The following is a 26154-nucleotide window of genomic DNA, read 5'->3' on the forward strand; positions in this document are numbered from 1 at the left end:
GAATAATTATATTAATAATTATAGACAATATTAATTGTAGTAATTTACAATCACACTTATGGTGTTTAAATGAAAAATTTAATAAGAATAATGTTAGAAGGAGCTTTTGGAAACTTTAAAAAGATTTTTTTCGCTTCTAATAGAGTAACTGATATGGAAATGCGTGAAGCTATTTTAGGAGGGAAAATCAAACCAAAAAATAAGGTAGCTACTGATGCTTGTATTGGTTGTTCTGGTTGTGCTAATGTATGTCCGACTAATGCAGTTACTATGGTTGATTTAGATGAACCTGAAGTATTGATGGATGGTTGGACTAAAACTCAAGTTCCAAATCTTAATAGTGAAAAATGTGTTTTCTGTTATCATTGTCATGATTTTTGTCCAGTTTATGCATTATTCGGTGAAAAAGCTACTATACATCCTAATGATGTTGGTGAAGTAGAAATAAATCTTGAAGAAAATATGAATAAACCATTTAAGATTTCTGAGGATAAACTTTCTTTTATTTCTCAATATTTATCTGATAAAACTGTATTGAAAAATACTGATGAAAATAAACTTGAAAAATTACATAAATTGAATAGATAATTAACTTAATTTGATATAAATACTTAACATAATAATAATTAAAATAAATTAACAACTGTATAATACAAAATAATATAGATATATAATATGAGGGATTTAATGAGCCTTAAGTCATTTTCAAGGGCAAGAGCTGTCCATTTAATGTTAGTATATACTGGAGGATGTAATGGTTGCGATATTGAGATTGTCAACTGTGTTCTTTCACCTAAATTTGATGCTGAGCAATATAAGGTTTTTTTAACATGGAATCCTCGTGAAGCAGATGTTTTAGTTGTTACAGGTCCAGTAACTAAATTTAATGAAGAACCTCTAAAGAAGATTTATGAGGCAATTCCAGAACCTAAAGCTGTTGTAGCTGCAGGAGCATGTGCTTTAATGGGTGGTGTCTATAAAAATATTCATGGAGATATTCCATCTGAAGAAATTATGGGACCAGTTGAAAATATCATCCCAGTCGATGCAAAAGTACCTGGTTGTGCTGTTAGGCCAGAAGATATTCTTTCTGGAGTTGTAGCTGCACTCCCTAAATTATTAGAAGCAGATTAAATATTATTTGAAGATTATTATAAATCTTTTAAAATATTATAAGAAATTTAGAAATTTAAAATTTTATAAAAATATCTTAAAGATATTTTTCAATTATTATGATTAATGGGATATAATGAAAAATGAAAACAGACCAAAAAAGCAGGAAGTAATAGAAACTGAGGTTGCAATGGGAACAGTCCATCCTGCTGCTTTAGAACCATATAGAGTTAGGCTTTTTGTTGAAGATGAAATTGTAAAAGATGCAGAAATCACAATTGGTGTGAACCATCGTGGAATTGAAAGAATAATGGAAGGTCTTCCTGTAGAAAAAGCAAATGCTCTTACAGAGAAAGTTTGTGGAATATGTTCTAATGCACACATTTGGAATTCTGTTTTAACTGCAGAAAAAGGTCTTGGAATTGAAATTTCAGAACGTGCTAATTATATAAGAGTTATTGTTGAAGAATTGGAACGTTTACATAGTCATAGTCTTTATCTTGCTCACGGAAGTGAAGTTTTAGGCCATGAAACCTTTTCTATGAGGGCTTTCTATCTCAGAGAAACTGTAATGGAATTACTTCGTATGATTGGAGGAAATCGTGTTCAATATGGTGCTTCTATTATTGGAGGAGTAAGGCCAAGGTGTGAACTTGATGAAATGAGAATCCAAAAAATAGCTGAAGGAATGAATGCTCTTGAAAAAGGAATAAATGATTTTGCAGATAGATTTGCATCTGATCCTATTGTTATGAGTAGGATTGAGGGAATAGGCGTAATAACTCAAAAGCAAGCTAAAGCTCTTGAAGTTACAGGTCCTACACTTAGAGCTACTGGAATAGCTCAAGATTTGAGAACTACAATGAAAGAATACGATGATTTTGATTTTAATGTTGTAACTATGGATGATGGGGATGTAAAATCTAATATTTTGATGAGAGTTCTTGAAATCCCAGAATCTATTAATATTATTCGTCAAGCTATTAAAAATCTTCCTAAAGGCCCTATAGTAAATAGATCTTGGGAAATGTTTGATTGTGACATAACTAAAAGTTATATTGAGGTTCCAAGAGGAACTTTATATCATTCTTATGCTATTGAAGATGGTAGAGTAAGAGGAAGTGTAATTAGAACTCCGTCTATGTCTAATATTGGAGCTATGCAAACTGCATGTATTGGTGACCATGTAACTGATGCACAATTGTGTATTGTTCAGTGTGATCCATGTTTTACTTGTACAGATAGAGCTATTAAGGTAATTAAGATTTAATATAACAAAGAAATTATATGTCCAAGTAATGTTTAAAGTAATTTTTATAAAAATTATTAGAATTTATATTGATAAAATTTGTATTGATAAAATATTGATAAAATATTTAATAAAATTTAGATGATTAAATAAAAGAGGAAATAAAATGTCAACTATCACAATTATATATTCAATTTTAGCAGTGATTGGTACATTGGTTTTAGCCCTAATCATAGGAAGTCTTCTTCCTGGAATTGAAAGAAAATATATTCAAGCGAGGATTCAGCAAAGAGTTGGACCTCCTGTTACTAGTCCTGGAATTATGGCTCCTATAAAGTTTTTCTTTAAGGAAAATATATCTCCTAATTCTCCAGTACCTGGTCTCTATAAATCATTGCCAATTGTTTGTTTCATTATTGTAATTTTGATTTTATTGGCTTTAACTCCTCAAATGTATTTTTTTGGAGCATTAACTAGTATAATAGCTATTATAGGATTTTTAAAAGTAGAAGAAGTAGCTTATGTTTTAATGGGATCTCTCTCTAAATCTATTATGTCTCTTGGACTCCCTTTTCCCGATTTAGCTAAAGGAGCTGCATATCCAAATGCTGAAAGATCTTATCTTGAAGATTTAAGTTCAAATCGTGCTTTTAGAATGATAGCTTTTGGTTCTTTTCCATTATATTTAGCAATTTTTATACCAGTAGCTATTACTGGAAGTATTTTTCTTAGTGATATTGTAAATTATCAGCATATTCATGGTCCTTTTATTCTCACTGTAGCTGGAGCTATTGGAGCTATTGTTTTTTTCATTGGCTACATGATTCTTCTTAATGAATATCCTTTTAATATACTAAAATCTAAAGCTGATGTTATTGAAGGTCCTTATATGGAATATGCTTCTAAATATCGTTCTTTTGTTTATATTACAAGAGGATTTTTAATGTTTACTCTTGGGGCATTGTTTTCAGTTTTATTCATTGGTATTCCTCCAAATATTTTATCTTGGGGAATATTGGTCAATATAGCTGTAGCTATTATTTTCCCAATTTTGATGGGAATAATGAGTGCTTTTTCTCCAGTATTTACATATAGACAATTTTATCCTGTTGTAATCGCGACATCTCTATTAGGTGTTTTAGCTATTGCTATTGGATTATTATAATTTGTATATAATTATTATATCTAAAGATTTAGTAAATTTATTTAAAATATTTATAATCAATAACTAAGTGAAAGTTAAAGAATTTAAATTTGTGGTGATTATATTGAAATTTGTGGTAAGAGCTCATCATATTGTAAGCCTTGGGGGCTATATTGTAGAGCGAAATTTCCCTTATAGGAATGTTATTTTGGTTAATAAAACATCTGAACCAATTAAAGCGGAAATTCCTGTATTTAATGAAGAATGGATTGAAGAACATAAAAATTTAGGTTTAGATGTTATCTTAGTTAAAGATGATGATAGTTTTCTTTCTTTATTTAAAAAAGCAAAAGCTGATTTAGATTTGATAAAAGCAGAAAATGTTTAATAGATATTATAAATATATATTATTACTGTGATGTTGTCGTTAATATTAGTATTAATTCAATGTTTGTATAATATTACTATTAACATTAGTATAATATTTTATATTATGTATTAATATTTGCAGTAATTAATATACTCATATTATATTCCCATATTATTTAATGGTTAATTTTATTTTATATTATATCTTATTAGATGATTTAAATGCCAAATACAGCTATAACAATTAAAAGTTTAGAGGAAAAAGGAGTCCTAGACGAAATAACTAATTTAATATCTTCTTATGGTATTAATATTAGTTATACTCATCTTTTCATAGAAAAAAATGATGTTGGTTTTATTAATCTAGAGCTTGAAAATACAGGTAATATTGATTCATTGATTAATGATATTGAATCTATTGAAGCTGTTCAGTCTGTGGAAGTTCATGGGTCTCTTAATGATATCTATGGAAAAAGAGTTATTATTTTTGGTGGTGGAGCTCAAGTTTCTCAAGTTGCAATGGGTGCCATAACAGAAGCTGACCGCCATAATATCCGTGGAGAAAGAATAAGCGTTGATACAACTCCATTAGTTGGTGAAGATGATATAGCTGAAGCAGTTGATGCCTTATCTAGACTTCCGAGAGTAAGTGTTCTTGTTCTTGCAGGATCTTTAATGGGTGGAAAAATTGTTGATGCTATATCTGATGTAAAAAATAAGCAAAATTTAATTGTTATAAGTCTCAACATGCCTGGTGGAGTGACTGAAATAGCTGATCTTATTGTATCTGATCCAATTCAAGCTGGAGTAATGGCTGTGATGGCTATTGCTGATACAGCTATTTTTGATATTAAAAAATTGAAAAAAAATAAATTTTAGATAGTATTATTCTATTTATATTATTCTATTTGTATTATTATTTTATATTATTATTTTATAGCTTATTTATAATTTGTAATTTTAATTTTTATTATTATCTTTATTTTATATTTATTCTACTATTTATTCTATTATTTTTTATTTAACTATTATATATTATTCAATAATTAGATTATTTTATATTTAAAGATATGATATTCAGGTATGAATATTTAAAATTAGTAATTATGTAAAAAATTTAAAAATAAAGAATAAAAATAAAAAATAATAAATAGAAAATAAAAGAATAATAGAAGTTTTAAATCTTCTATGTTTTATTTATATATGGGTAAAAGGTTAAATGCAATAAATTATCATTAACTCATTTCAATAGCTCTGATTAATCTACTTGCATCGTTTTTAATTTCAGGGTTTTTAATATTTCCGCTTTCTCTTATTTTAAGAGCTAATTCTAAAACTTTGGAAACATCTTGAGGTTTTAAATTTTCAACCATTTTAAGATAAGTATCAGCTTCTTCATCTGATAGTCCTAATTCTGATTTACATTCATCTATGTCGGATAAAACTGCTTTACAATTGCTTATCAAGTCATTATCTTCGTTTAGTTCACAGGATTCACATTTTTTCATCAATTCTTCGTCTTTCATTTTCACACCTACTTCATAGTATAAATATAGTTATGTTATGTTTTTTCATATACTTAATTATTATCATTTATTTTTACTTGCTATTTTTTGTTTGAATGTTTTCAAATTATATATTAATTGTTTTCAGATTAGCAAGATCTTTATTTGTATTATTCTAAGGTTTTTTTACTCTATTTAAGTTTATCTGTCTATATGGTATTTTTTATTTTATCAAGTCTTTTTTATATTATTTCTTGATTACAAACAGTATTATAATCACAATTTAAACATTTTTCCATATTTTTATTTACTTCTGGAACTATTTTTTCATTTAAGATATCATCTATTTCTTTTAAAACTTTAAAAAGTCCTTTTCTAAGATTTGCATCCATTATAACAGGTCTCCTATCACCAATTTTTAAATATTCAACAAATCCTACGAACACCTCGGTATCGAACTCTTGTTCTATTAATAATGCAGCTGCTACTAATTCTATTGAATCTCCGTCCCATGTTCCTTTTAATGGTGGTTTTGATGATCTTAAACTTATTGGATAATATTTTCCATCAATTATTTCAATTTTATCACAAGTTCCTACAATTTCAAGCTGATTATCTCTCATTAAATAGCTATGCATAGAAGTTGGAAAAAATAACTCAGCTATCTGACTTCCATCTTTATCATTTAATTCCATAGATTTTTGAGCTTTCAAAGCTAATATCTTTATGTTAAAATATACCTCAGCTTCGATTTCTATTTTCATCTCTTCTATTTTATCTATTTCTTCAATTTCTTTTTCAACTTCTTTTTCAAATAAATCTACATTTTCTTTATTTTCAATATTATTTAATTCTAATACTTTTTTTTCACTATTTTTTAATATATTAATTGAATTTTGTATATATTCTTCTATATTTTTACTTAAATTTTCTTCTATTTCAATCAAAGTCATTTCTTTTTTAATTCTTCTCAAATTTCTTTGAAATAAATCATGTAAATCGATTCTTAATTCTTTTATAGTTTTGTGTAAAAGAATATCATTGTTTATTGTTTCATCAAGGCTTTTTTGGAGATATAATTTTATTGGACAGAACATATAGGTTCTTATTGAAGATGTACTAATCATTTTAATCCTCTTTTTAATTTTAACATTTTTATTTTCTAATTATTTTATTAATCCATTTTTTATTACTTTATTTTTTCATTTTCCATTTTTTAATTCTCTATTTATCTAATTCTTTTAATTCATTAATCCTTTTTAAAGAATTGAAAGTTAGCCATAATTTTTAGAATATAGTTTTTTATTATTACCAACAATTATCTTATTATTACTTCTAAAATAAATACTTGAGCTTTTTTTCAGATAAATATTGCTTTTAAATGTTAAAATTCTCATTAAATAGAATTTTTATCTTCATATTGATAATAAATATTGTTTTCATTCTTATAATTTTATTTAATATAATTAAATTGAATTATAATAATAAAATTTATTTGGAAATATAATATTTTATAATAATAATCATAAATATAAAAAAATGGATTAATAAGAATTAGATGCTAATAAATAGAATTATAATAATAAATAGAATTAAAAATCAATATTATTAAAAAGAAAATCTGATTTAAAAAATAGAAAAAAATTAAAGTGATTTTTTAATAATTAGAATATTTAAGGAAAATTAAAATGATGGAAATTATTAAATAAATAATAAATAAAGAGTATATAAAGAATCAATAAGAAATATATGAAATATAAGAAGATTTAATAAAATAAAAATTATTATAATAATGAATATTAATTATTCTAATATTCTAATTATTTTACTTTCTTCTTCAACATATTCTGAATTATCTATTGTTTTTATAGCCTTTTGAATATTTTCTTCTTTGGTTTCATGGGTAACAATTATGATTGGAACTGCCTCATTTTCTGAGCTAGTTTTTTGTGTAATTGATTCAACACTAATTCCATTCTTATTTAAAATTTCAGTAATATTTTTAAGGACTCCTGGTTTATCAAGAGCTTTTAAACTAATATAATATTTTGATATAACATCATTCATATTTTTGATTGAGTTTACTTGTGAGTCAACTGGACCATAGCTAATTCTTTTATCTTCATTGAATACAATGTCAAGACAATCACCCACTACTGCACTTGCTGTAGCCATTCTTCCAGCTCCTTGACCATATAGCATAACTGGCCCTACAAAATCACCTACAATATATATTGCATTGAATACATCATTGACTGAAGCTAATAAATGTTTTTTTGGCAAAAATGTCGGATGAACTCTAATTTCTAATCCTCTATTAGTTTGTTTAGCTATCCCTAATAATTTTATAACATAATTTAATTCATTTTTAGCAAATTCTATATCTTCTGGAGTTACTTTAGTAATGCCTTCAACATAAAATTTTTCTTGAGGAACATACTCACCAAATCCAAGTTTAGTAAGTACTATTAACTTTTGAGCAGTATCATGTCCTTCTATATCAAATGTTGGATCAGCTTCTGCATAACCTTTTTCTTGAGCTTCTTTTAAAACATCTTCAAATGCAGAACCTTCTTCAGTCATTTTTGTAAGTATGTAATTGGCTGTTCCATTCATTATTCCATAAACAGAATCGAATTTGTTTGCAGCTAGGCATTCATTAAGTGGTTGAAGTACTGGTATTCCTCCTCCAACACTAGCTTCAAAACAAAATCTAACATTATTTTTCTCAGCTGTTTCCATTAGTTCTTCCCAATGCTTAGCTATTAATGCTTTATTTGCAGAAACTACATGTTTTTTATTTTCCATAGCTTTTAATATAAATGTTTTAGCAGGTTCATATCCTCCAACTAATTCAATGACTATATCAATATCATCATTTTCTAAAACATCATTAACATCTGTAGTTAAAAGTCCATCTTTTACTTCTACTCCTCTATCTGTAGTAATATCTAAATCTGCTACTTTTTTAAGATTTACAGGTTTTCCACATTTTTTAGAAAGTATATCTTGGTTTTTATTAAATATTTCAACTACTCCTGCACCTATTGTACCAAAACCGATAAGGCCGATGTTTATTTCATTTTTATTCATTAAATCTCCTCAGATATAAAATTAAATTGGATAATTTTGATTTTTATATATTTTTATATATTTTTTATTAATTTTTTAAATCTTTTTAATCTTTTATTAAATCTATTATCAAATAATTTTTATATATTAATATATTTATATTATTTTAATATCTTAAAATCAATATAATTTATTTTCAATAATTAATTATTTTCATTTATTTTATATTTAATATTTTTATCAATTATAGTTTTTTTGTATAACAAAAATTTATAATATGAGATTATAAGTTACACTAAGAAACAATTTTGTTTATAGGAATATTTTTTAGCTTTATAAATTCATCTATAGATTCTCTAGTTGTTCCAACAATTAATCTATAACTTTCTTCAGTTTCACCATCAATATCCTTTAAAACTTTTTCAACTTTACCTTTAGCTATTATTCTTTCTTCTTCAATAGCTTCTCCAGCATATGTATGTGTAAATGATGCAAGTTCACTTATTTGAGCAATTAAATCTATATCTCCCGAATCTACTTCAAGAACATTTAAATCTTTAATTTTATAGGTAGCTGGATTGTCAAAAGAAGCAATTGCATCTTCTATTGTAGCTTCTATTGTAGCTATCCCTATTCCTTCATAACGGGTATCTCCCCATTTTCCTTCAATTTCATTCCAATTACGTGTGGCTAGAATATCAAACAGGGTTCCATCTATAATTCCTCTATTATTTTTTCTATCTTCATACCAGCAGAATTCTTCTTTTGTTAAACTAGAATCTTTCATTCTTTTATTGTAAATTCTTTCCCAATAGCTATCTTGTATAGAATTAAGTGTTATTTTATTTATACTCTTTATTTCATCCGAATCCTTTTTAGATATTATTTCAATATCAACTTCTCTATCTTTAAATTTTTTAAAGGTTTCCATAGCTTTTCTATGATTTTTTAAACCATAAACTACAAAATCTATATCGGAAACTGTGTTTTTTTGTAGATTTGGAAGAATAGATCCTGAAATTCCTAAATTATCATAGCTAATGCCTGCTTTATAATGGAAAAAATCCGCTACTTTTAATAATTTCTTTATAATTGGATTTTCAGAAGGTATTTCTTTTTCCTGCCTTATTATTTCATTTAGTCTTTCTTCTGGTTTAATAATTGTTTTCACTTTGTTATGTGGAACTCCCATCATTTCAACCTGACTAACTTCACAAAAATACAAGTATTCTGGATGATTTTTCCTAAGGTAATCATATGCTTCTTCTGATGTAACTTTAGAGTATTTTTTTCCATTTTGTGTTCGGTCTCCATTTTCATCAGGGATATATCTTAAAAATGAAATAAATCTATCTTCAGGATGAATATAATTTGTAGATGCGAAAAACAAATTATCTGTTGTATAGATGAAATCTCTTGTACGAACTTTCATAATCTCACTATATTTTTTTATGAATAGAATATAGAATATAATATTCATAAAATTATTATTTGATTATATACATTATTAATATACACTATATTATACTATATTTTATATTAAATAATTATAATAATGTTTAGATTCATATATTATTATACTTTATTAAAATTAGTAAATAAAAATTATACTAATATTGCACTAGACTTATACTAATATTATATAAACTTATTATTAAAAATTTTAAAAAATAATAGTGGAATTTATATGTTGATTACTCATAAACATATTGATGAAAGTTTTGAATATGATGGCAGCCAGATTGAACAATCATGGGCTTTTAAATCATTTGAAATAAAAGGTTCAAGTATAATAACTTGGATTGGTCCAATGAACATTTTTCCAGAAAATCTCAAGGATTTTGAGGATATTGGTATTGAAATTAAATCTGATAAAATGCTTCATTTCATTGTAGAACATTTTGACCAACAACCAGCTAACTTGCGATTGGCTTATATGCGCCAAAGAATGTTAGTAATGATTCTAAAAGAAGAATTATCTAACAAAGGTATTATTTCAGTCAGAAAGGGGGATGATATTTATATTGTTTCTGATTGTTCTGACAATCCTGATAATCCTGATTCTAATATTTTAAAGAAGCTTACAGTTTCTATAGCTACGGTTTCACCTAGTTCAATGAAAATTCATCTTGGTATTAATATTTTCAGTGATGGAACTCCTGATGATGTTGATGCTATAGGTTTATTTGAGTTAAATAATAATTTAAATAATAATTCTGATGTAGATAATAATTTTAATGAAAATAATATAGTTGATTTTCTCTATACAATTGTCGATAGTTATATAAATGAATTAAATGATATCGAACTAGATATAAGCAAAACTAATTTATTATAATAATATAAAATTAATAGATAATAGAATATAATATATAAATAACATATAATGGTATGAATAGGATATAATTAGGATATAACTAGGATATAACTAGGATATAAATTGTATATAATTATAATAATTATAATAAATTTAATATAACTTTAATATAATTATGATATAATTATGATATAAGTGGAATATAATCAGAATATAAGTAATTTAATAAATAACATAAAATAGTATTCTAATAATAGGAGTGAAATAATGAAAATAGTAGTTAATGGAATCAATGCAGGATTGAGATTTTCATCTGCTCATATCATACCTGTACACTCTTCATGTGGGTTTATACATGGACATTCATACTTCGTTGATGTAGAAATTGAAGGAAAGAGATCTGGAGAATATGAATTTGTAGTTGATTTTAAAGATGTTAAAAATGTTGTTAGATCAATATGTAAAAAATTAGATCATCGGGTTTTGATTCCTATTAATAATAAGAATATGATGTTTAAAGGCATTTCTAACTCTGAAAAAAATGTTGATTCTGAAGACTACGTCGATTCTAGTGAACTATCTGTTCTTGATTTTTGCAATAATGATTATGTTGAATTTAGTGTAGGGAATAAAGAATATAAATTCCCAATGGAAGACTGTGTTCTTCTCCCTTTAAAACATTCTTCTGCTGAAGAATTATCTCAATATTTTGCAAACATTGTTTTTGAAGATTTAAGAAAAAAAGGATACGAAGTTGATTTTGTTTCTGTATGTGTAAACGAGGGAATAGGTCAGGGAGCATTCTTTAAAAGAGAATAATCATAGTTATTTAATTTATTTTTTTAAATTTTTAGAATTTAGTTTTTAAGCGCACTAATTGAATTGAATTGAGGATGATTTTATGAAAGCACCTATTATTGAGATTTTTTCAAGCTTTCAAGGAGAAGGTTTATGGATTGGGAGGCGACAAATTTTTGTACGTTTTGCAGGATGTAATTTAGACTGTAATTATTGTGATACTCCTGAAAGTAGATCTTCTGATAACGGAATTTCAATGACTGTTGATGAAGTTTTGGAAAAAATTGAAAGATTGAAAACCCCAGATTTACACTCTATTTCTTTTACTGGAGGAGAACCTCTTTTATATTCAGAATTTATAAATCAATTGGTCCAAAAAATTGATATTAAGATAATGATTGAAACTAATGGAACTTTACCCAATTCATTTAGAAATATTAATAAAATGGACTGTGTTTCTTTAGATATTAAGTTATCTGAACATTTTGGAAAAGATACTTATGAGAGTATTTTTGAAAAAGAACTTGATTCAGTAAAATTATTAATACAACAAAATACAAAGTTATATTGTAAATTAGTAGTATCACCTTCAACTGATTTAAATGTTTTAAGAAAAATAACAAAAAGATTATCTGAAGAAGTAAAAAATAATAGTATTCCAATAGTAATTCAACCTGTAAGTCCTATTGAACAATGGAAAAATTCAAGCAATAAGTTATTTACATTTTCAGAAGTGATTGGAGAATATATGGAGGTTTTAATCATTCCTCAGACTCATAAACTTTTAAACATCGAGTAAAAAGTTTTATTGCAATTTTCTTGTAAAATTTTATTATTTTATTATTTAATCTTTGAATCAAAAATTTATTGTACTATTTAATTATTAATCATTAAATCAAAAATTCTTTATATAAATGTCAATTGTTTAATAGGTATACTTCTTAGATAATAATTATAATAAAATTAATACTAGTATGTGTTAATATTATAATATTTTATCATTTTTATAGAAAAATATATAGATTCTTAAATATATATTAAGAATATGAAAGTCTTTAATTAATGAATTTTTTGTTTATACCATTTTTTTATTATATCTCTAGAGGTGTAGAAATGAAAGATAAAAGTGCCATAAACTTAAGGAAATCTATGGGTCGTGGATCTATAGAACATGAAACCAGAGTTTCAGAACATGAAGGAGACATAATGACATTAGCCAATAAAGATGTTATATCTGTCCCTCCAAGCACTACTATTATTGAAGTTGCTGAAGTAATGGTAAATCATAAGTTTAGAAGACTCCCAGTCACTGATCCCGGTTCTGAAAAACTTTTAGGAATAGTAACAGCTATGGACATTTTGAATTTCTTAGGAGGGGGAGACAAATTCAATATTGTGGAAGAAAAATACAATGATAATTTTTTAGCAGCTATAAATGAATCTGTAAGAGAAATTATGACTCGTGAAGTTCGGTTCATGACTAATAAAGATTCAATCAATGATTGTATTGACTTAATGTTAGAAACTGATATTGGAGCTCTTCCTATAGTTGATGAAGATAATAAAGTCATTGGTATTATCACTGAAAGAGATTTTACTTTAGCAATGGCCGGAGTTTTAACTGATGAATTGGTAGAAAATTACATGACTACTAATGTTATTACTACCACTCCTGGAACACCTATTGAAGGGGTGTCCAAAATAATGGTTAGAAATAAATTAAGAAGAGTCCCTATAATGGGTAAAGCTATGGAAGATACAGCAGCTCATGGTGAAACTGAAGAATTAGAAGGAATTGTAACATCTAATGATGTTTTAAAATTTTTAGGGGATAATAAACTATTCAGCAAAATGGAATCTAATAGTGGTGTCGAAATTTTAGATACTAAAATTTCTGAAATAATGGCTGAAAATGTTACTACTGTAGAACCATTAACTCGACTTGGCGATTTATGTGAAATTTTCAGAGAAAAAGATATTGGTGGTGTCCCTGTTGTTAAAAATGGGGAATTATTAGGTATATTAACTGAAAGTGATATTCTAAAAGCTATCCGCAAATAAAATCATATTAAAATCATATTAAAAATAATAAAAAATAATAAAGAAAGAGATAGTAAAGAGTAATTAAAATTTGAATTAAAGAATGATCTACCTTATTTTGGTGATTTAAATGCAAATAAAAAATTTAATGTCTGAAGAACTAATAACAATTGATAAAGACCAAAACATTTGTGATGCTCTTCGATTAATGAAAAAACATAAAATATCTAGAATACCTGTTATTAACACTAATGAAAACCATGAAAAAGAACTTGTAGGAATAATAGCAGAAAAAGATATAGCTACAAAATTAGGGTCTTCTAAATATGGAAATATGGCTCCTTCTCATTTTCATGTTTCAACAGTAATGGTAAATGATGTCATAATAGCTGATGAAACAGAAAAAATTGATAAAACAGCTAAAATGATTCTTGAAAAAAATATTGGGGCTTTACCTGTAATTTCTAATGGTGATTTAGTAGGAATAATTACTAAATCTGATTTTATTGATATATGTAAAGGAAAAGCATATGAAAAAATATTTGCCGAAGAAATTATGAGTAGTGAGATAATATCTGTTGGTGCTAAAGATAGATTAATTCATGCAAGAAGAGTTATAATGGATTCTAATATTGGTAGACTTTTAATCAATGATAATAATGAACTTGCAGGTATTTTAACATCTAAAGATATAGCTAGAGCTTTAATATCTTTTAGAAAACATGTTCCTGAAAATCATCAACAAGCGCAAATAAAAAATATCTTTGTAGAAGAAGTAATGTCTCAAAATGTAAAAACATTGTCTGTAAATTCTACCGTCGCTGAAATAGCTAATGCTATGTTAGAAACAGGTTATAATGGATATCCTATTGTAAACGAAAATGATAATGTTGTTGGTATTGTAACACAATCTGATTTACTAGGATTAATTGTTGATTTAGAATTAGCAGAATAGCTTTTTAGCTATTCTATTTCTATTTTTAACAATTTAATACTTTTATTTGCTTATTTTATATTTAATATTTATATTCAATATATAATTAATCTCTATATTTTACTATAAAATGATTTATACATATGATTTATATTATCTAGTATCCCTAGCATTTTTAATACCTTAATATATTCTAATAATACTCAATATATTCTTTAATCTAATATATTTTATTTATCTTATTAAATGATAAAATATATTATATATTTCTAAATAATAAGTGAGGTTTTACTATAAGCATCAAATCAAATAATGAGAAAAACTCTAAAATAGCATTTTTAGGGCCTAATGGAACTTTTACTCATGAAGCTGCATCAGTTTTAGAAGGAGAATTAGTCTCTTATTGTTCTATTCCCTCTGTCATGAATTCTGTTGTTGAAGGAGAGTGTTTAAAAGGTATTGTTCCTATTGAAAATTCTATTGAAGGTCCGGTTGGATTGACTTTAGATCTTTTAGCTCATAAAATTGATCTTAATATTGAAAAAGAGATTATTATTCCTGTTAGCCATAACCTTCTTGTAGATAAGGATATATATGATACTGAGGATATTGGTGACATAATTGATGTTTATTCTCATTCTCAAGCACTGGCACAGTGTCAAAACTATTTAGAAAATCACAATATGAAAACTCACTTTACATTAAGTACTGCAGCTGCAGCTAAATCAATTAAAGGACAAAAAGGTGTCGCAGCTATTGGAACTTTAAAGGCTGCTGAATTATATGGATTAAAACCTATTGATAAAAATATTCAAGATATTAAAAATAATCAAACTAGATTCATTATATTGTCTAAAAATCCATCTAGAATAACTGGACATGATAAAACTTCTATTTTATTTTCACTTTCTGATGATAATCCTGGTGGTTTATATGAAATTTTGGGAGTATTTGCAAAAAATAGTATTAACTTAACTAAAATTGAATCTCGTCCATCCAAAGAAGGTTTAGGAAAATATATATTTTTTGTTGATTTAGAAGGACATAAAAATGATGAAAAAATTAAAAATATTTTAGATACTCTTAGAAAAAAGACATCTTTTATGAAAATATTGGGATCTTATCCAATGGCTAATTTTAACAAAGATTAACATTTCTAACATTCTAATATTTCTAATATTTTTTCAATTTTCTATACTTTTATTAAATATTTTTATATTATTTTTATTATTCTGTTATTTTTAATAAAAATTCTAATAATTCTAATATATTATGATAATTATAAAAATAATATAAAAATAATTTGATTAATTAATATGATATAAATAAATTAAAATTTAAGATAATATAATTTAATATAATATAAATAATATAAATAATAAAAATTATTAATAATTATAATTATATTTTTTTAATGTATTAGTAAACTATATTATATAAAAAAACCATAATACCAATGTTATATATAGTTATATGATGAAATTTAATAATAAATTTTAACTTAATTTAATAATAAATTTTCACAAATTTAACAATAAATTTTAAAATTATCTTTAAAATTTATAATGTAATAAAATTATAAATGAATTATTTTTTAATCATTTACTACAGTTTAATTTCAATCTATTTAGTAAATAATAAATATACAATTAATAAACATGTTATAAATGATTATTAAAGCCTAGAGGTGGGTAATATTAGTCAAGATAAACAAAAGCTTTTAAAAATCATGCAAGAGCTTAAAAAAGATTATCAAGCAGGAAACATTTCTGAAGATAAGTATAAATATTTGTCTAAAGAATATTCTAATAGATTAGCTAATTTAGATGCTACTAATAGAATAAGAAGCATGCAGGGTCGGGAAAATAATCAAAAGACTCCTTCTAAAGCTGCTCAAAGGAGTATGGCTGAAGCAAGTAGGAGAGAGGATAAAGATCTTGTTGATAAATATATTGTAAAGCCAAAAGTACAGAAAAAAGTACAAACAGCTCCAGAATCATCAAACAAGAGCAAATATGCTATTTTGGCAGTCGTTTGTTTAATAGGTGCTTTTTTAGTAGGAATCAGCTTTGGCTTGTTTAGTGGTGGACCTCAATCTGCTGTTCCAGGTGCAACTGTTTTAATTGATGATAGTGCATTTCCAAGTTTTTTAGCTAATGCTTCAAATGTTACTACAAATAGTGGTGGAGATCAATCTAACTCAAATACTGGGGGTATAGGTACTACAACTACTGATACTACAGATTCAGATACGGGTGATGGAACAACTGATGGTGGTTCTGATGGTGGTTCTGGTAGTGGTTCTGATGGCGGTTCTGATGGCGGTTCTGGCGGAGGTTCTGGTAGTGGTTCTGATGGCGGTTCTGGTAGTGGTTCTGGTGGCTCTACAGAAGGTTAAACTAAATAAAGTCTTTATTGGATACGACTTTTCATAACAAGGTGAATTAATGAAGAAATATATATTGGGCATTCTAATTATATTAGCTGTTATATTTGTTTCTGGGTGTATTACTGATAGCAACAATAATAATAGTACTGGTAATGATACACCTCCTCAAACTTTAGCTAAAAATGGAATAATTATTAAATATCCTGGAACATGGGTTGTTGCAAATTCAGCTTCTAATGATTCAATAGTTGCTGTTGCAGATCCTAGCTCTAAGGACCCAGCTACCGGTTATAGTAATGTTAATGTAAATATTGAAAAAAGAAGTCTTCCATCATCTTTAGAGAGTTATTTTAATCAAACATATACAAAATTATTCTCTAATTCCAATTTTACTCCAATTGCTCAAGGTAATGTATCTATTGGGTCTTATAATGCTTTAGAAGCATTATACACTGAAAACTCTAATGGAACAGTAAAACAACATAGGGCCCTTTGGATAGAGAATAATAATGAACTTTATGTTATTTTGTTTACAGCTCCTCAAAATGAATATCAGAGTCAAGTTAAAAATTTTAATTTTATTCTAGCGAACTTTAGAATAACTTAATGATTTAATAACTTAATATCCTTAGTTATTTCATTTAATTTCTTAATTATATTCTTTATTTTTTATTTTTATAAAATTTTGTAAATGTAGGTTTAAAAATGGACATTATATTATGTGTAACTGGAAGTATAGCTGCTACAGAATCTATAAAGTTAGCTAGAGAACTTAAAAGGCAAGGATTCAATGTAAAATCTTTCATGAGTGATGCTGGAACAAAAATTATTCATCCTAATTCTATGGAATTTGCAACAGGTCAAGATGTAGTATTGGATATTACTGGAAAGATTGAACATGTTAAATATGCTAAAGCAGATTTGATTTTAGTTGCTCCAGCAACAGCTAACGTTATAAGTAAATTTGCATATAAAATAGCCGATAATCTTATTAACACTCTTCTTATAACTGCCCATGGTCATGATACTCCTATTTTATTTGTTCCTTCTATGCATGATTCTATGTATAAATCAATTTCAAAAAATATTGAGAAAATAAGACTAGAGGAATCTGAAACTAAAATTGATTTTGTAAAACCTCGTATGGAAGAAGGAAAAGCTAAATTTCCAAGCATTGAAGATATAATATTAGAATCTAAAAGAATAATTAGTTTAAATCAAATTGAAAAAGATCCTTCAAAATTAGCCAATAAAAAGATTTTGATAAGTTTAGGTGGAACTTATGAGGCTATTGATCCAATTAGGGGCATAACAAATAAATCTTCTGGAAAAATGGGATTAGAATTAGCTAAAGAGGCTTATATTCGAGGAATGGATGTAAAATTAATAGTAGGTACTGTTGATGTTAAAATACCTAAGTGTTTTGATGTTAATTTTGTCGAATCTAGTGAAGAAATGAATAATATAACTAAAGAGCTTATTAATGATTTTGATATTTTCATTGCTACAGCAGCTGTATCTGATTTTGCTCCAATAAATAAAGAGAACTATAAAATATCTTCTTCAATTGATCTATCTTTAGAATTTAAACCTACTGAAAAAATTATTAAACAGATTAAACAAACAAACCCTAATATATTTTTAGTAGGATTTAAAGCAGAATATGATATAGATGAAGATAAGATGATAAATTTAGCTAAAAAACAGATTGAAGAGGTTGGAACTGATTTAGTCATTGCTAATGATGTAAGCATAAGGGGATGCGGATTTGGTTCTGATGTTAATCAAGTTATTTTAGTGGATAATGATGTTGTTGAAATTTCAGAATGTTCTAAGAAGGAAATTGCAAAAATTGTATTTGATAAACTGGATAAAGATTTATAATCAATACATCTTGTTATAATTATTATTTATAGATTTTTTGTTACATTTTTCTTTTTCTATAATTTTTATTATTTTTTTCATATCTTTATATTTCAATATTTTTTTATTTTTATATTTTTTATAAACAGAATTATTTATTTATAAAGATTAATATTTTATTATAACAATAGTAAAGTTTATTATGTTGAAGGTACAAAATTAGTATTATTAAATCATATAGAATAAACTGAATAATTATATATAATATAAATATTTATAAAAATTAGAATATAAATTGGAATATGTTTTAATATATTTATTTTAAATTGTTTTTGTAACTTTATTTAGAATTAAAGAATATTATCGTGAAAATTAGAATGATTTAAGTTAATAATACTTTAATAGAACTTTCAAAATGCTTTAATACTATCAATGCTAGTTTTTGACTAATTATGATTCAATCAGAGCTAGATGATTTGATATTAAAATTATTAATTAATTTAATCTATGTTGTTTAAATTTGTTTAAATTTAGATTAATTTGTTTATATTAACTAGATTTTGTTTAGAATTAGTTTAATATTTTTTAATATCTACAATTTGTTAATTATTTGAAAAAAATATAAAGTTATAGAAAAGATTATATATATTGTAGAACATATAATAATAATACTTAGACAATATATTGTTAAATTAGAATATGATTAGTTCTGATTATTAATGTGATTAATAACACTAATTTAATATTTTTGTTGTTTAAGCAATTAATGGATTTTAATTGAATCATACTAATTTTTATGATATTTAACATTTTATTATTATTAAAATTTGATTTAAATTTAATATTCAAATAATGCTTTCTGGAATTCTATTATAAATTAGTAATGATTATAAATCATCAGTAATGATTATAAATTAAATATTATTATAATATAAATCATCTAATTGGTGATCTTTTCCTGAAATTCATTATATATAATTTATTCACTATTATTATAAATTTACTATATCACATGAGGTGTTGTTAGATGAATGATAAAAACACAATAGACACATTAGAAGGAACTACAACTGTTGGTATTACTTGTACTGATGGAGTTGTCTTCGCAAGCGAAAGAAGAGCTAGTATGGGAAATTTAATAGCTCACAAAGTCGCAGAAAAAATATTCAAAATTGATGATCATATTGCCGCCACTATAGCAGGATCTGTTGCAGATGCACAAAGTTTAATGAAAGTTATTAGTGCTGAAGTTTCTTTATATAAAATGAGAAATGGAGAAACTATTAGTATTGAATCTGCTTCAGCTTTAGCTGCAAATATTTTACATTCTTCCCCATTATATGTTCAAACTCTTCTTGGAGGAGTGGATGAGGAAGGAGCTTCAATTTATTCCCTTGACCCTGCAGGAGGCATGATTAAGGATTCTTTCATATCTACTGGTTCTGGTTCTACATTTTCTTATGGTGTATTAGAAGACAGAGTTAAAGAAGGTATTACTGTTGAAGAAGGTGTCGATGTGGCTGTAAGGGCCATAAGATCAGCTATGGAACGTGATACTTATTCTGGAAATGGTATTTTAGTAGCTACTGTTACTAAAGATAAAGGCTTTGAAATGTTATCAAAAGAAGAAGTTGAAGCTAAATTAAAAGAAATTAGCTAAGTTAGCTAATTTTAATTTTTTACCATTGAATATTATTTAGATTTATTTAGATTTATTTAAATTTATTTTAAAATCATCAAATGATTAATAAAAAATTATTTAAAGTTTTTTATTTTTATTTATTCTTATTTATTTCTATTTAAATTCATTTAGATTTATTTAGACTTATATAGATTTATATAGATTTATTTAGATTATTTAAGTTTATTTAGAGATTATTTTATAAAATATTTTAAAATCATTAGATATTATTAGAGTTATTAGACTTTAATAAACATTAATAGACATTATTATAAATTATTATAAATTATTAAAGATTATTAAAAATTACTAGATATTATCATGGAAATTATTTAAAAATTTATTAAAACTTATTTTATTTAATGTGTGATAGAAAAGACTTGGGCAAACAAAATATTATTATATAATTAAGCTATTTTCACAAGGGCTATTTTGTTAAATCAAATAATTATTGTTTAAACCAAGATTTTTACACATCTATTTTTCAAAAGTGATTATATGACTTCAGAAATTCTCGAAGAAATCAAAAAAACAATTGTACAAAGATTGCCTGAAAGAGTACAGGTAGCTAAAGTCGAATTTGAAGGACCGGAAGTTGTTATTTATACTAAAAATCCTGAAATAATAACTGAAAATGGCGATTTAATAAGAAATTTAGCTAAAGATTTAAGAAAACGGATAATTATTCGTTCTGATAAATCTGTACTTTTAGATCCTGAAAAAACAATTGATAAAATACATGAAATTGTACCAGAAGAAGCTAAAATTACTAATATTTCATTTGACGAAGTTACATGTGAGGTTATAATTGAAGCTAAAAAGCCTGGTCTTGTTATTGGAAAATATGGAGTTACTTCTAGAGAAATTGTTAAAAATACTGGTTGGGCTCCAAAAATTCTAAGAACTCCTCCAATATCTTCTGAAATTATTGAAAGGGTTAGAAACACTCTTAAACACAATAGTAAAGAGCGAAAGAAGATACTTCAAGATCTTGGTGCTAGGATTCATCAAGGATCTAAATATGAAAATGAATGGGCAAGATTAACTTCCATGGGCGGATTTAGGGAAGTAGGAAGATCTTGTATGCTCCTTCAAACTCCAAATAGTCGAGTACTTCTTGATTGTGGGGTTAATGTTGCAGGTGACGAAAAAAATGCTTATCCTTTTCTCAATGTGCCTGAATTTTCATTAGCTGATCTTGATGCAGTTGTAGTTTCTCATGCTCATTTGGATCATACTGGATTTTTACCTTATCTTTATCATTATGGTTATGAGGGCCCTATCTATTGTACAACACCTACTAGGGATCTTATGACTTTATTACAAATGGATCATATCGATATTGCACATAGGGAAGATGATCCATTACCTTTCAACATAAAACACGTTCAAAAAAGTATAAAACATACAATAACTCTTGATTATGGCGAAGTAACTGATATATCTCCTGATATACGTCTCACCCTTCACAATGCAGGACATATTCTTGGTTCAGCTATGGCTCATATGCATATTGGGGATGGTCAGCATAATATGGTTTATACTGGAGACTTCAAATATGAAAGAAGTAGACTTTTAGAACCTGCTACTGTAAGATTCCCTAGAGTAGAAACTGTTGTTATGGAAAGTACTTATGGTGGTCATGAAGATGTTCAACCTTCTAGGAATAATGCTGAAAAGCAAATGATGAAAACTATTTATAAAACTCTTAAACGTGGAGGGAAAGTTCTTCTCCCAGTATTTGCTGTAGGAAGGGCACAAGAGTTAATGATTGTTCTAGAAGAATATATGCGTCATGGAATGATTGAAGAAGTGCCTATTTATATTGATGGGATGATTTGGGAAGCTACAGCTATTCATACTGCAAGACCTGAATATTTAAGTAAAGATCTTAGGGATCAAATATTCCATATGGGAAGAAACCCATTTATTTCAGAAGCTTTCCATAAAGTTCAAAATATCAATGAAAGAAAAGACTTAGTAGAAGGAGAGCCTTGTATTATTCTTTCAACTTCTGGTATGTTAACTGGGGGAAATTCTGTTGAATACTTTAAATGGTTAAGTGAAGATGAAAAAAGTACTCTTATATTTGTAGGATATCAATCTGAAGGTTCTTTAGGACGAAGAATCCAAAAAGGCTGGAAAGAAATTCCATTAAAAGAAGAAGGAAAAACTAAAGTTTATAATGTTAAAATGGAGATTAAAACTATTGAAGGTTTCAGTGGACATTCTAACAGACGTCAATTAATGGAATATGTTAAAAAACTTTCACCAAGACCTGAAAAAGTTATCATGTGTCACGGAGACGCATATAAAACTATGGATTTAGCTTCTAGTGTTCATAGAAGTTATAAAATTGAAACTAAAACTCCTCTTAACCTAGAATGTACTAGAATTCAATAATAACATAAAAATAATATTATTATATTGATATTATAAAAATTAGATAGTGTATAAATATTGCATAATAATTATAAATATTATAAATAATATAAAAAACATAGATATTAGTGTTATAATTTTATGCTATAAAAAATTTGTATTATAAAATTTATGTTTTAAAATATTTGAATAATATTTTGAATATATTATTATAACTATATTAGATATTATTAGATATTGTATTTGATTAGATATTATATTTGAAAGATTAAACTATAGATTAAAAAATTTTATTTTAAAAATGGTGTGGAAATGGTTAACTATTCCGAATCTGGTGTTGACATTAATCTTGAAGAAGTTACAGTTGCAAAATTAGCAGAAAAACTAAAACCAACTTTAAAATACAGAGATATAATTACTGAAAGTGGACATTTTGCTGCATTAGTCAAAATGGGTAATCGTGCAATAGCAATGAGTACTGATGGTGTTGGTAGTAAAATTTTAGTTGCTAAAATGATGGAAAAGTATGATACTGTTGGAATTGATTGTATAGCTATGGTTGTAAATGATATACTGTGCGTGGGTGCTGAACCAATAGCTTTAGTTGATTATTTAGCTGTTGAGGAACCTAATCCTGAAATCGCTGAAGAAATAGCTAAAGGTCTTGCTGAAGGAGCAGAACTATCTAAAATAGCTATCATAGGTGGAGAAACTGCTTCACTTCCAGAAATTGTTAATGATTTTGATTTAGCTGGAACTGGAATTGGATTTGTAGATATTGATAAAATTATAACTGGAGAATCTATTGTTGAAGATGATGTACTAATTGGTATTAGAAGTAGTGGTATTCACAGCAATGGGTTAAGTTTAGCTAGAAAAGCTCTTCTTGAAAATCATAAGTTTAAAGTTACTGATTCTCTTCTAGATAATTCTGAAATTACAATTGGTGAAGAATTATTAAGACCAACTGAATTATATGTAGAACCTATTGTAAATTTACTTAAAGAAGACTTTGATATTAAAGGTTTAGCTCATATTACTGGTGGAGGATTTACTAACCTTAAAAGACTGAATAAAGAAGTAGGTTTTGATATTTATAATCTCCCTGAACCTCAAGAAATATTCAAATTAATATATAATCAAAATGTTCCTTTAGAAGAAATGTATAAAGTATTCAATATGGGAATTGGATTTGTAGTTGTTGCTAAAGAAAAGGATACTGAAAAAATATTAAATACTTTAAATAAGTATTGTGAATCTTATAAGATTGGAAAAGTAACTTCTAATTCAAATGAAATCAAGATTAAGACATTTGAAAATACTGAAATTATATATTAATTATATATTAATTACAATTATTATTTAATTATCACTAAAATATCCAATAATAAATAAATTTATTCATATGTTTATTGGAAATATTTTAAATAATTTAAATTACTTTTAAAACTATTAAAATTATTTTTAAACTATTAAAAAATTATTAATATTATTAAATTTAAAAAGGTGTGGTCATGATATTAACAGCAGAAAAAGAAAAATCACTTATAATAGAAATTTTGACTAAATTAGGTTTAAGTGAAGAAGATGCTGGAATTGTAGCTAAAGCTACTTTAGATGCTGATTTAAAAGGTTTTACTTCTCATGGAATTGGTAGATTTCCACAATACATTCATGGAATTGAAAGTGGAAATATTTTAACTGATGGAGAAATTAAAATAGAAAAAGAAACTGAAGCAATGGCTTTAATAAATGGTAATCATCTTTTTGGGCAGGTAGTAGCATATAAAGCTATGATGTTAGCTATTGAAAAAGCTAAAAAGGTTGGAATTGCTGCTGTAGGTACTCATGATTCTAACCATTTCGGTGTTACAGGCTTTTATTCTGATTTAGCTATAAAAAATGGAGTCATTGGTGTTGTTACAGCAAATACGGATCCTGCAATCGCTCCTTTAGGGGCAAAAGATCCAATAATAGGTACTAATCCAATTGCTATTGGTATTCCTGCAGAAGATACTTATATTGCTGTTGATATGGCTACTTCTGCTTCAGCAAGAGGTAAACTATTAGAAGCGCAAAGAAAAGGTGAAAAAATACCTGAGAATGTAGCTTTAGATAGTGAAGGTAATCCTACAACTGATCCTACAGAGGCTTTAAAGGGTTCAATATTGCCTTTCGGTGCCCATAAAGGATATGCTCTTGCATTTATGATTGAATTAATGACAGGACCTTTAGTAAATGCAGCTTGTGGAATTGGGGTTACTGGAACTGCTAATCATTCTAAAAAATGTACTAAAGGAGATCTTTTTATAGCTATAGATCCTTCTAAATTTGTTGATATGGATCAATTTAAGAGTGAAACAGAAGATTTTGTTGATCAAGTAAGGGCAAGTGGAGATACATTTGTTCCTGGCGATCTTGAAGTAAAAAACATAGCAAAAAATGAAAAATTTGGATTAAAAGTTGATGAAAAGCTTTATGCTAATTTAAACAAAATTTGTGAAAATTTAGAAATTGATTTTAAGGAATATATTTCTAATTAATTTATAAATTTTTTTAATTAATTTTTAATCATTATTTATTAATTATTATAATTATTATTATTTTAATTGCTTATTTTATTTTATTTTTTCATGATTAATGGCAATATTATCTAAAAATATCTATTAAAATGAAATATAATAATTAAAATGTATTTATTAAATAAATTTAATATATATCTAATATATATTTAATATAATTGATTTATTGAGGTTATTTTGTGGACAGTAGTGAAGCAGTATATCAAGGATTAAAATCAGCTGGAATAGATTTTATTGTTAGTGTTCCTTGTATTAATTTGGGGAAAATCCTTGAACTAATTGATGATGATGAAGAAATCACACATGTTCCAGTTACAAGAGAAGAAGAAGGACTTGGAATATGTGCTGGTGCCTACTTTGGAGGTAAAAAAACTGCTATTTTAATGCAAAACTCCGGTTTAGGAAATTGTGTAAATGCTTTAGGATCTCTTTTTCAGTTATATTCTTTACCTTTGGTAATGATAATGAGTCACAGAGGAACAGAAGGAGAACCTATTATTGGACAAGTCCCTATGGGTAAAGCTACTCCAAAAGTTTTAGAAGCAATGGAACTAAAATATGTTAATCCAAAGAATAGTATTGATGCAAAAGATATAATATCTAATTCATGGAAAATATCAGTTAAGGAAAAAAGTCCTATTTCTATACTATTGGATATTAATTATTGGTAAATCTTTTTATAATTTTATAATTCTATAATTTTATAATTTTTAATA

The 26154-nt window shown here is 26.1% G+C and carries 24 protein-coding genes; 20 read left to right on the top strand and 4 right to left on the bottom strand.

All coding sequences use genetic code 11. The features are described 5' to 3' along the window. Positions 1-69: 69 nt before the first annotated feature. From KQY27_RS07545 to KQY27_RS07570, 6 genes are all read left to right on the top strand, one after another. Positions 70-588 carry a 4Fe-4S binding protein gene (locus KQY27_RS07545; protein WP_224425966.1) on the top strand — a complete coding sequence of 173 codons (519 nt, stop codon included), beginning with the start codon at positions 70-72 and terminating at the stop codon, positions 586-588. 99 nt (positions 589-687) lie between these two features. Continuing rightward, positions 688-1134, top strand: coding sequence for an NADH-quinone oxidoreductase subunit B family protein (locus KQY27_RS07550; RefSeq protein WP_224425967.1), 447 nt, complete (start codon positions 688-690; stop codon positions 1132-1134). 115 nt (positions 1135-1249) lie between these two features. Further along, complete coding sequence (locus tag KQY27_RS07555; RefSeq protein ID WP_224425968.1) at positions 1250-2383, top strand: nickel-dependent hydrogenase large subunit; 1134 nt, start codon at positions 1250-1252, stop codon at positions 2381-2383. A gap of 145 nt (positions 2384-2528) precedes the next feature. Next, entirely contained in the window at positions 2529-3527 is a 999-nt protein-coding gene (locus KQY27_RS07560; protein ID WP_224425969.1) for an NADH-quinone oxidoreductase subunit H, read from the top strand. 103 nt (positions 3528-3630) lie between these two features. Then, a complete protein-coding gene (gene ehbP, locus KQY27_RS07565) occupies positions 3631-3894 on the top strand; it encodes an energy-converting hydrogenase B subunit EhbP (protein WP_224425970.1) in 264 nt (87 codons plus the stop codon). Positions 3895-4097: 203 nt separating this feature from the next. Continuing rightward, entirely contained in the window at positions 4098-4754 is a 657-nt protein-coding gene (locus KQY27_RS07570) for a DUF5612 domain-containing protein (RefSeq protein WP_224425971.1), read from the top strand. Between the two features lie 356 nt (positions 4755-5110). On the opposite strand, the gene KQY27_RS07575 is transcribed toward KQY27_RS07570, so the two are convergent. From KQY27_RS07575 to KQY27_RS07590, 4 genes are all read right to left on the bottom strand, one after another. Continuing rightward, positions 5111-5401: a hypothetical protein gene (locus KQY27_RS07575; RefSeq protein WP_224425972.1), complete on the bottom strand. Its 291-nt coding sequence runs from the start codon at positions 5399-5401 to the stop codon at positions 5111-5113. A 221-nt stretch (positions 5402-5622) separates the two neighbouring features. Beyond that, complete coding sequence (locus KQY27_RS07580) at positions 5623-6507, bottom strand: Dna2/Cas4 domain-containing protein (RefSeq protein ID WP_224425973.1); 885 nt, start codon at positions 6505-6507, stop codon at positions 5623-5625. A gap of 676 nt (positions 6508-7183) precedes the next feature. After that, positions 7184-8473, bottom strand: a complete 1290-nt coding sequence (locus tag KQY27_RS07585; protein WP_224425974.1) for a homoserine dehydrogenase — start codon at positions 8471-8473, stop codon at positions 7184-7186. Between the two features lie 274 nt (positions 8474-8747). Further along, the gene (locus KQY27_RS07590) at positions 8748-9887 is read right to left on the bottom strand and encodes a DNA polymerase subunit beta (protein ID WP_224426019.1); all 1140 of its coding nucleotides are present in this window, start codon (positions 9885-9887) and stop codon (positions 8748-8750) included. Positions 9888-10139: 252 nt separating this feature from the next. Between KQY27_RS07590 and KQY27_RS07595 the strand changes: the two genes are divergently transcribed. From KQY27_RS07595 to comD, 14 genes are all read left to right on the top strand, one after another. Further along, a complete protein-coding gene (locus KQY27_RS07595) occupies positions 10140-10790 on the top strand; it encodes a DUF366 family protein (RefSeq protein ID WP_224425975.1) in 651 nt (216 codons plus the stop codon). A 246-nt stretch (positions 10791-11036) separates the two neighbouring features. Further along, positions 11037-11588 (top strand): 6-pyruvoyl tetrahydropterin synthase family protein, encoded by a 552-nt coding sequence (locus KQY27_RS07600; RefSeq protein ID WP_224425976.1) that lies wholly within the window; start codon positions 11037-11039, stop codon positions 11586-11588. Positions 11589-11670: 82 nt separating this feature from the next. Continuing rightward, the gene (locus KQY27_RS07605) at positions 11671-12366 is read left to right on the top strand and encodes a 7-carboxy-7-deazaguanine synthase QueE (RefSeq protein ID WP_224425977.1); all 696 of its coding nucleotides are present in this window, start codon (positions 11671-11673) and stop codon (positions 12364-12366) included. 314 nt (positions 12367-12680) lie between these two features. After that, positions 12681-13628, top strand: a complete 948-nt coding sequence (locus KQY27_RS07610) for a CBS domain-containing protein (protein WP_224425978.1) — start codon at positions 12681-12683, stop codon at positions 13626-13628. 109 nt (positions 13629-13737) lie between these two features. Continuing rightward, entirely contained in the window at positions 13738-14562 is an 825-nt protein-coding gene (locus KQY27_RS07615) for a CBS domain-containing protein (protein WP_224425979.1), read from the top strand. Positions 14563-14840: 278 nt separating this feature from the next. After that, the gene (gene pheA / locus KQY27_RS07620) at positions 14841-15692 is read left to right on the top strand and encodes a prephenate dehydratase (RefSeq protein WP_224426020.1); all 852 of its coding nucleotides are present in this window, start codon (positions 14841-14843) and stop codon (positions 15690-15692) included. A gap of 536 nt (positions 15693-16228) precedes the next feature. Beyond that, positions 16229-16939, top strand: a complete 711-nt coding sequence (locus KQY27_RS07625) for a hypothetical protein (protein WP_224425980.1) — start codon at positions 16229-16231, stop codon at positions 16937-16939. A 49-nt stretch (positions 16940-16988) separates the two neighbouring features. Then, positions 16989-17537: a PsbP-related protein gene (locus KQY27_RS07630; RefSeq protein ID WP_224425981.1), complete on the top strand. Its 549-nt coding sequence runs from the start codon at positions 16989-16991 to the stop codon at positions 17535-17537. A 98-nt stretch (positions 17538-17635) separates the two neighbouring features. Continuing rightward, positions 17636-18814: a bifunctional phosphopantothenoylcysteine decarboxylase/phosphopantothenate--cysteine ligase CoaBC gene (gene coaBC / locus KQY27_RS07635; RefSeq protein ID WP_224425982.1), complete on the top strand. Its 1179-nt coding sequence runs from the start codon at positions 17636-17638 to the stop codon at positions 18812-18814. Positions 18815-19820: 1006 nt separating this feature from the next. Then, the gene (gene psmB, locus KQY27_RS07640; RefSeq protein WP_224425983.1) at positions 19821-20453 is read left to right on the top strand and encodes an archaeal proteasome endopeptidase complex subunit beta; all 633 of its coding nucleotides are present in this window, start codon (positions 19821-19823) and stop codon (positions 20451-20453) included. A 519-nt stretch (positions 20454-20972) separates the two neighbouring features. After that, the gene (locus tag KQY27_RS07645; RefSeq protein ID WP_224425984.1) at positions 20973-22877 is read left to right on the top strand and encodes a beta-CASP ribonuclease aCPSF1; all 1905 of its coding nucleotides are present in this window, start codon (positions 20973-20975) and stop codon (positions 22875-22877) included. 291 nt (positions 22878-23168) lie between these two features. Further along, on the top strand, positions 23169-24194 hold the full coding sequence (gene purM / locus KQY27_RS07650; protein ID WP_224425985.1) for a phosphoribosylformylglycinamidine cyclo-ligase: 1026 nt from the start codon (positions 23169-23171) through the stop codon (positions 24192-24194). Between the two features lie 176 nt (positions 24195-24370). Next, complete coding sequence (gene comC, locus KQY27_RS07655) at positions 24371-25399, top strand: L-sulfolactate dehydrogenase (RefSeq protein ID WP_224425986.1); 1029 nt, start codon at positions 24371-24373, stop codon at positions 25397-25399. A 218-nt stretch (positions 25400-25617) separates the two neighbouring features. Further along, positions 25618-26109, top strand: coding sequence for a sulfopyruvate decarboxylase subunit alpha (gene comD / locus KQY27_RS07660; protein ID WP_224425987.1), 492 nt, complete (start codon positions 25618-25620; stop codon positions 26107-26109). Positions 26110-26154: the final 45 nt, after the last annotated feature.

Origin of the sequence: Methanobrevibacter sp. TMH8, assembly GCF_020148105.1 — an archaeon.
In the GTDB taxonomy this organism is placed as follows: domain Archaea; phylum Methanobacteriota; class Methanobacteria; order Methanobacteriales; family Methanobacteriaceae; genus Methanobinarius.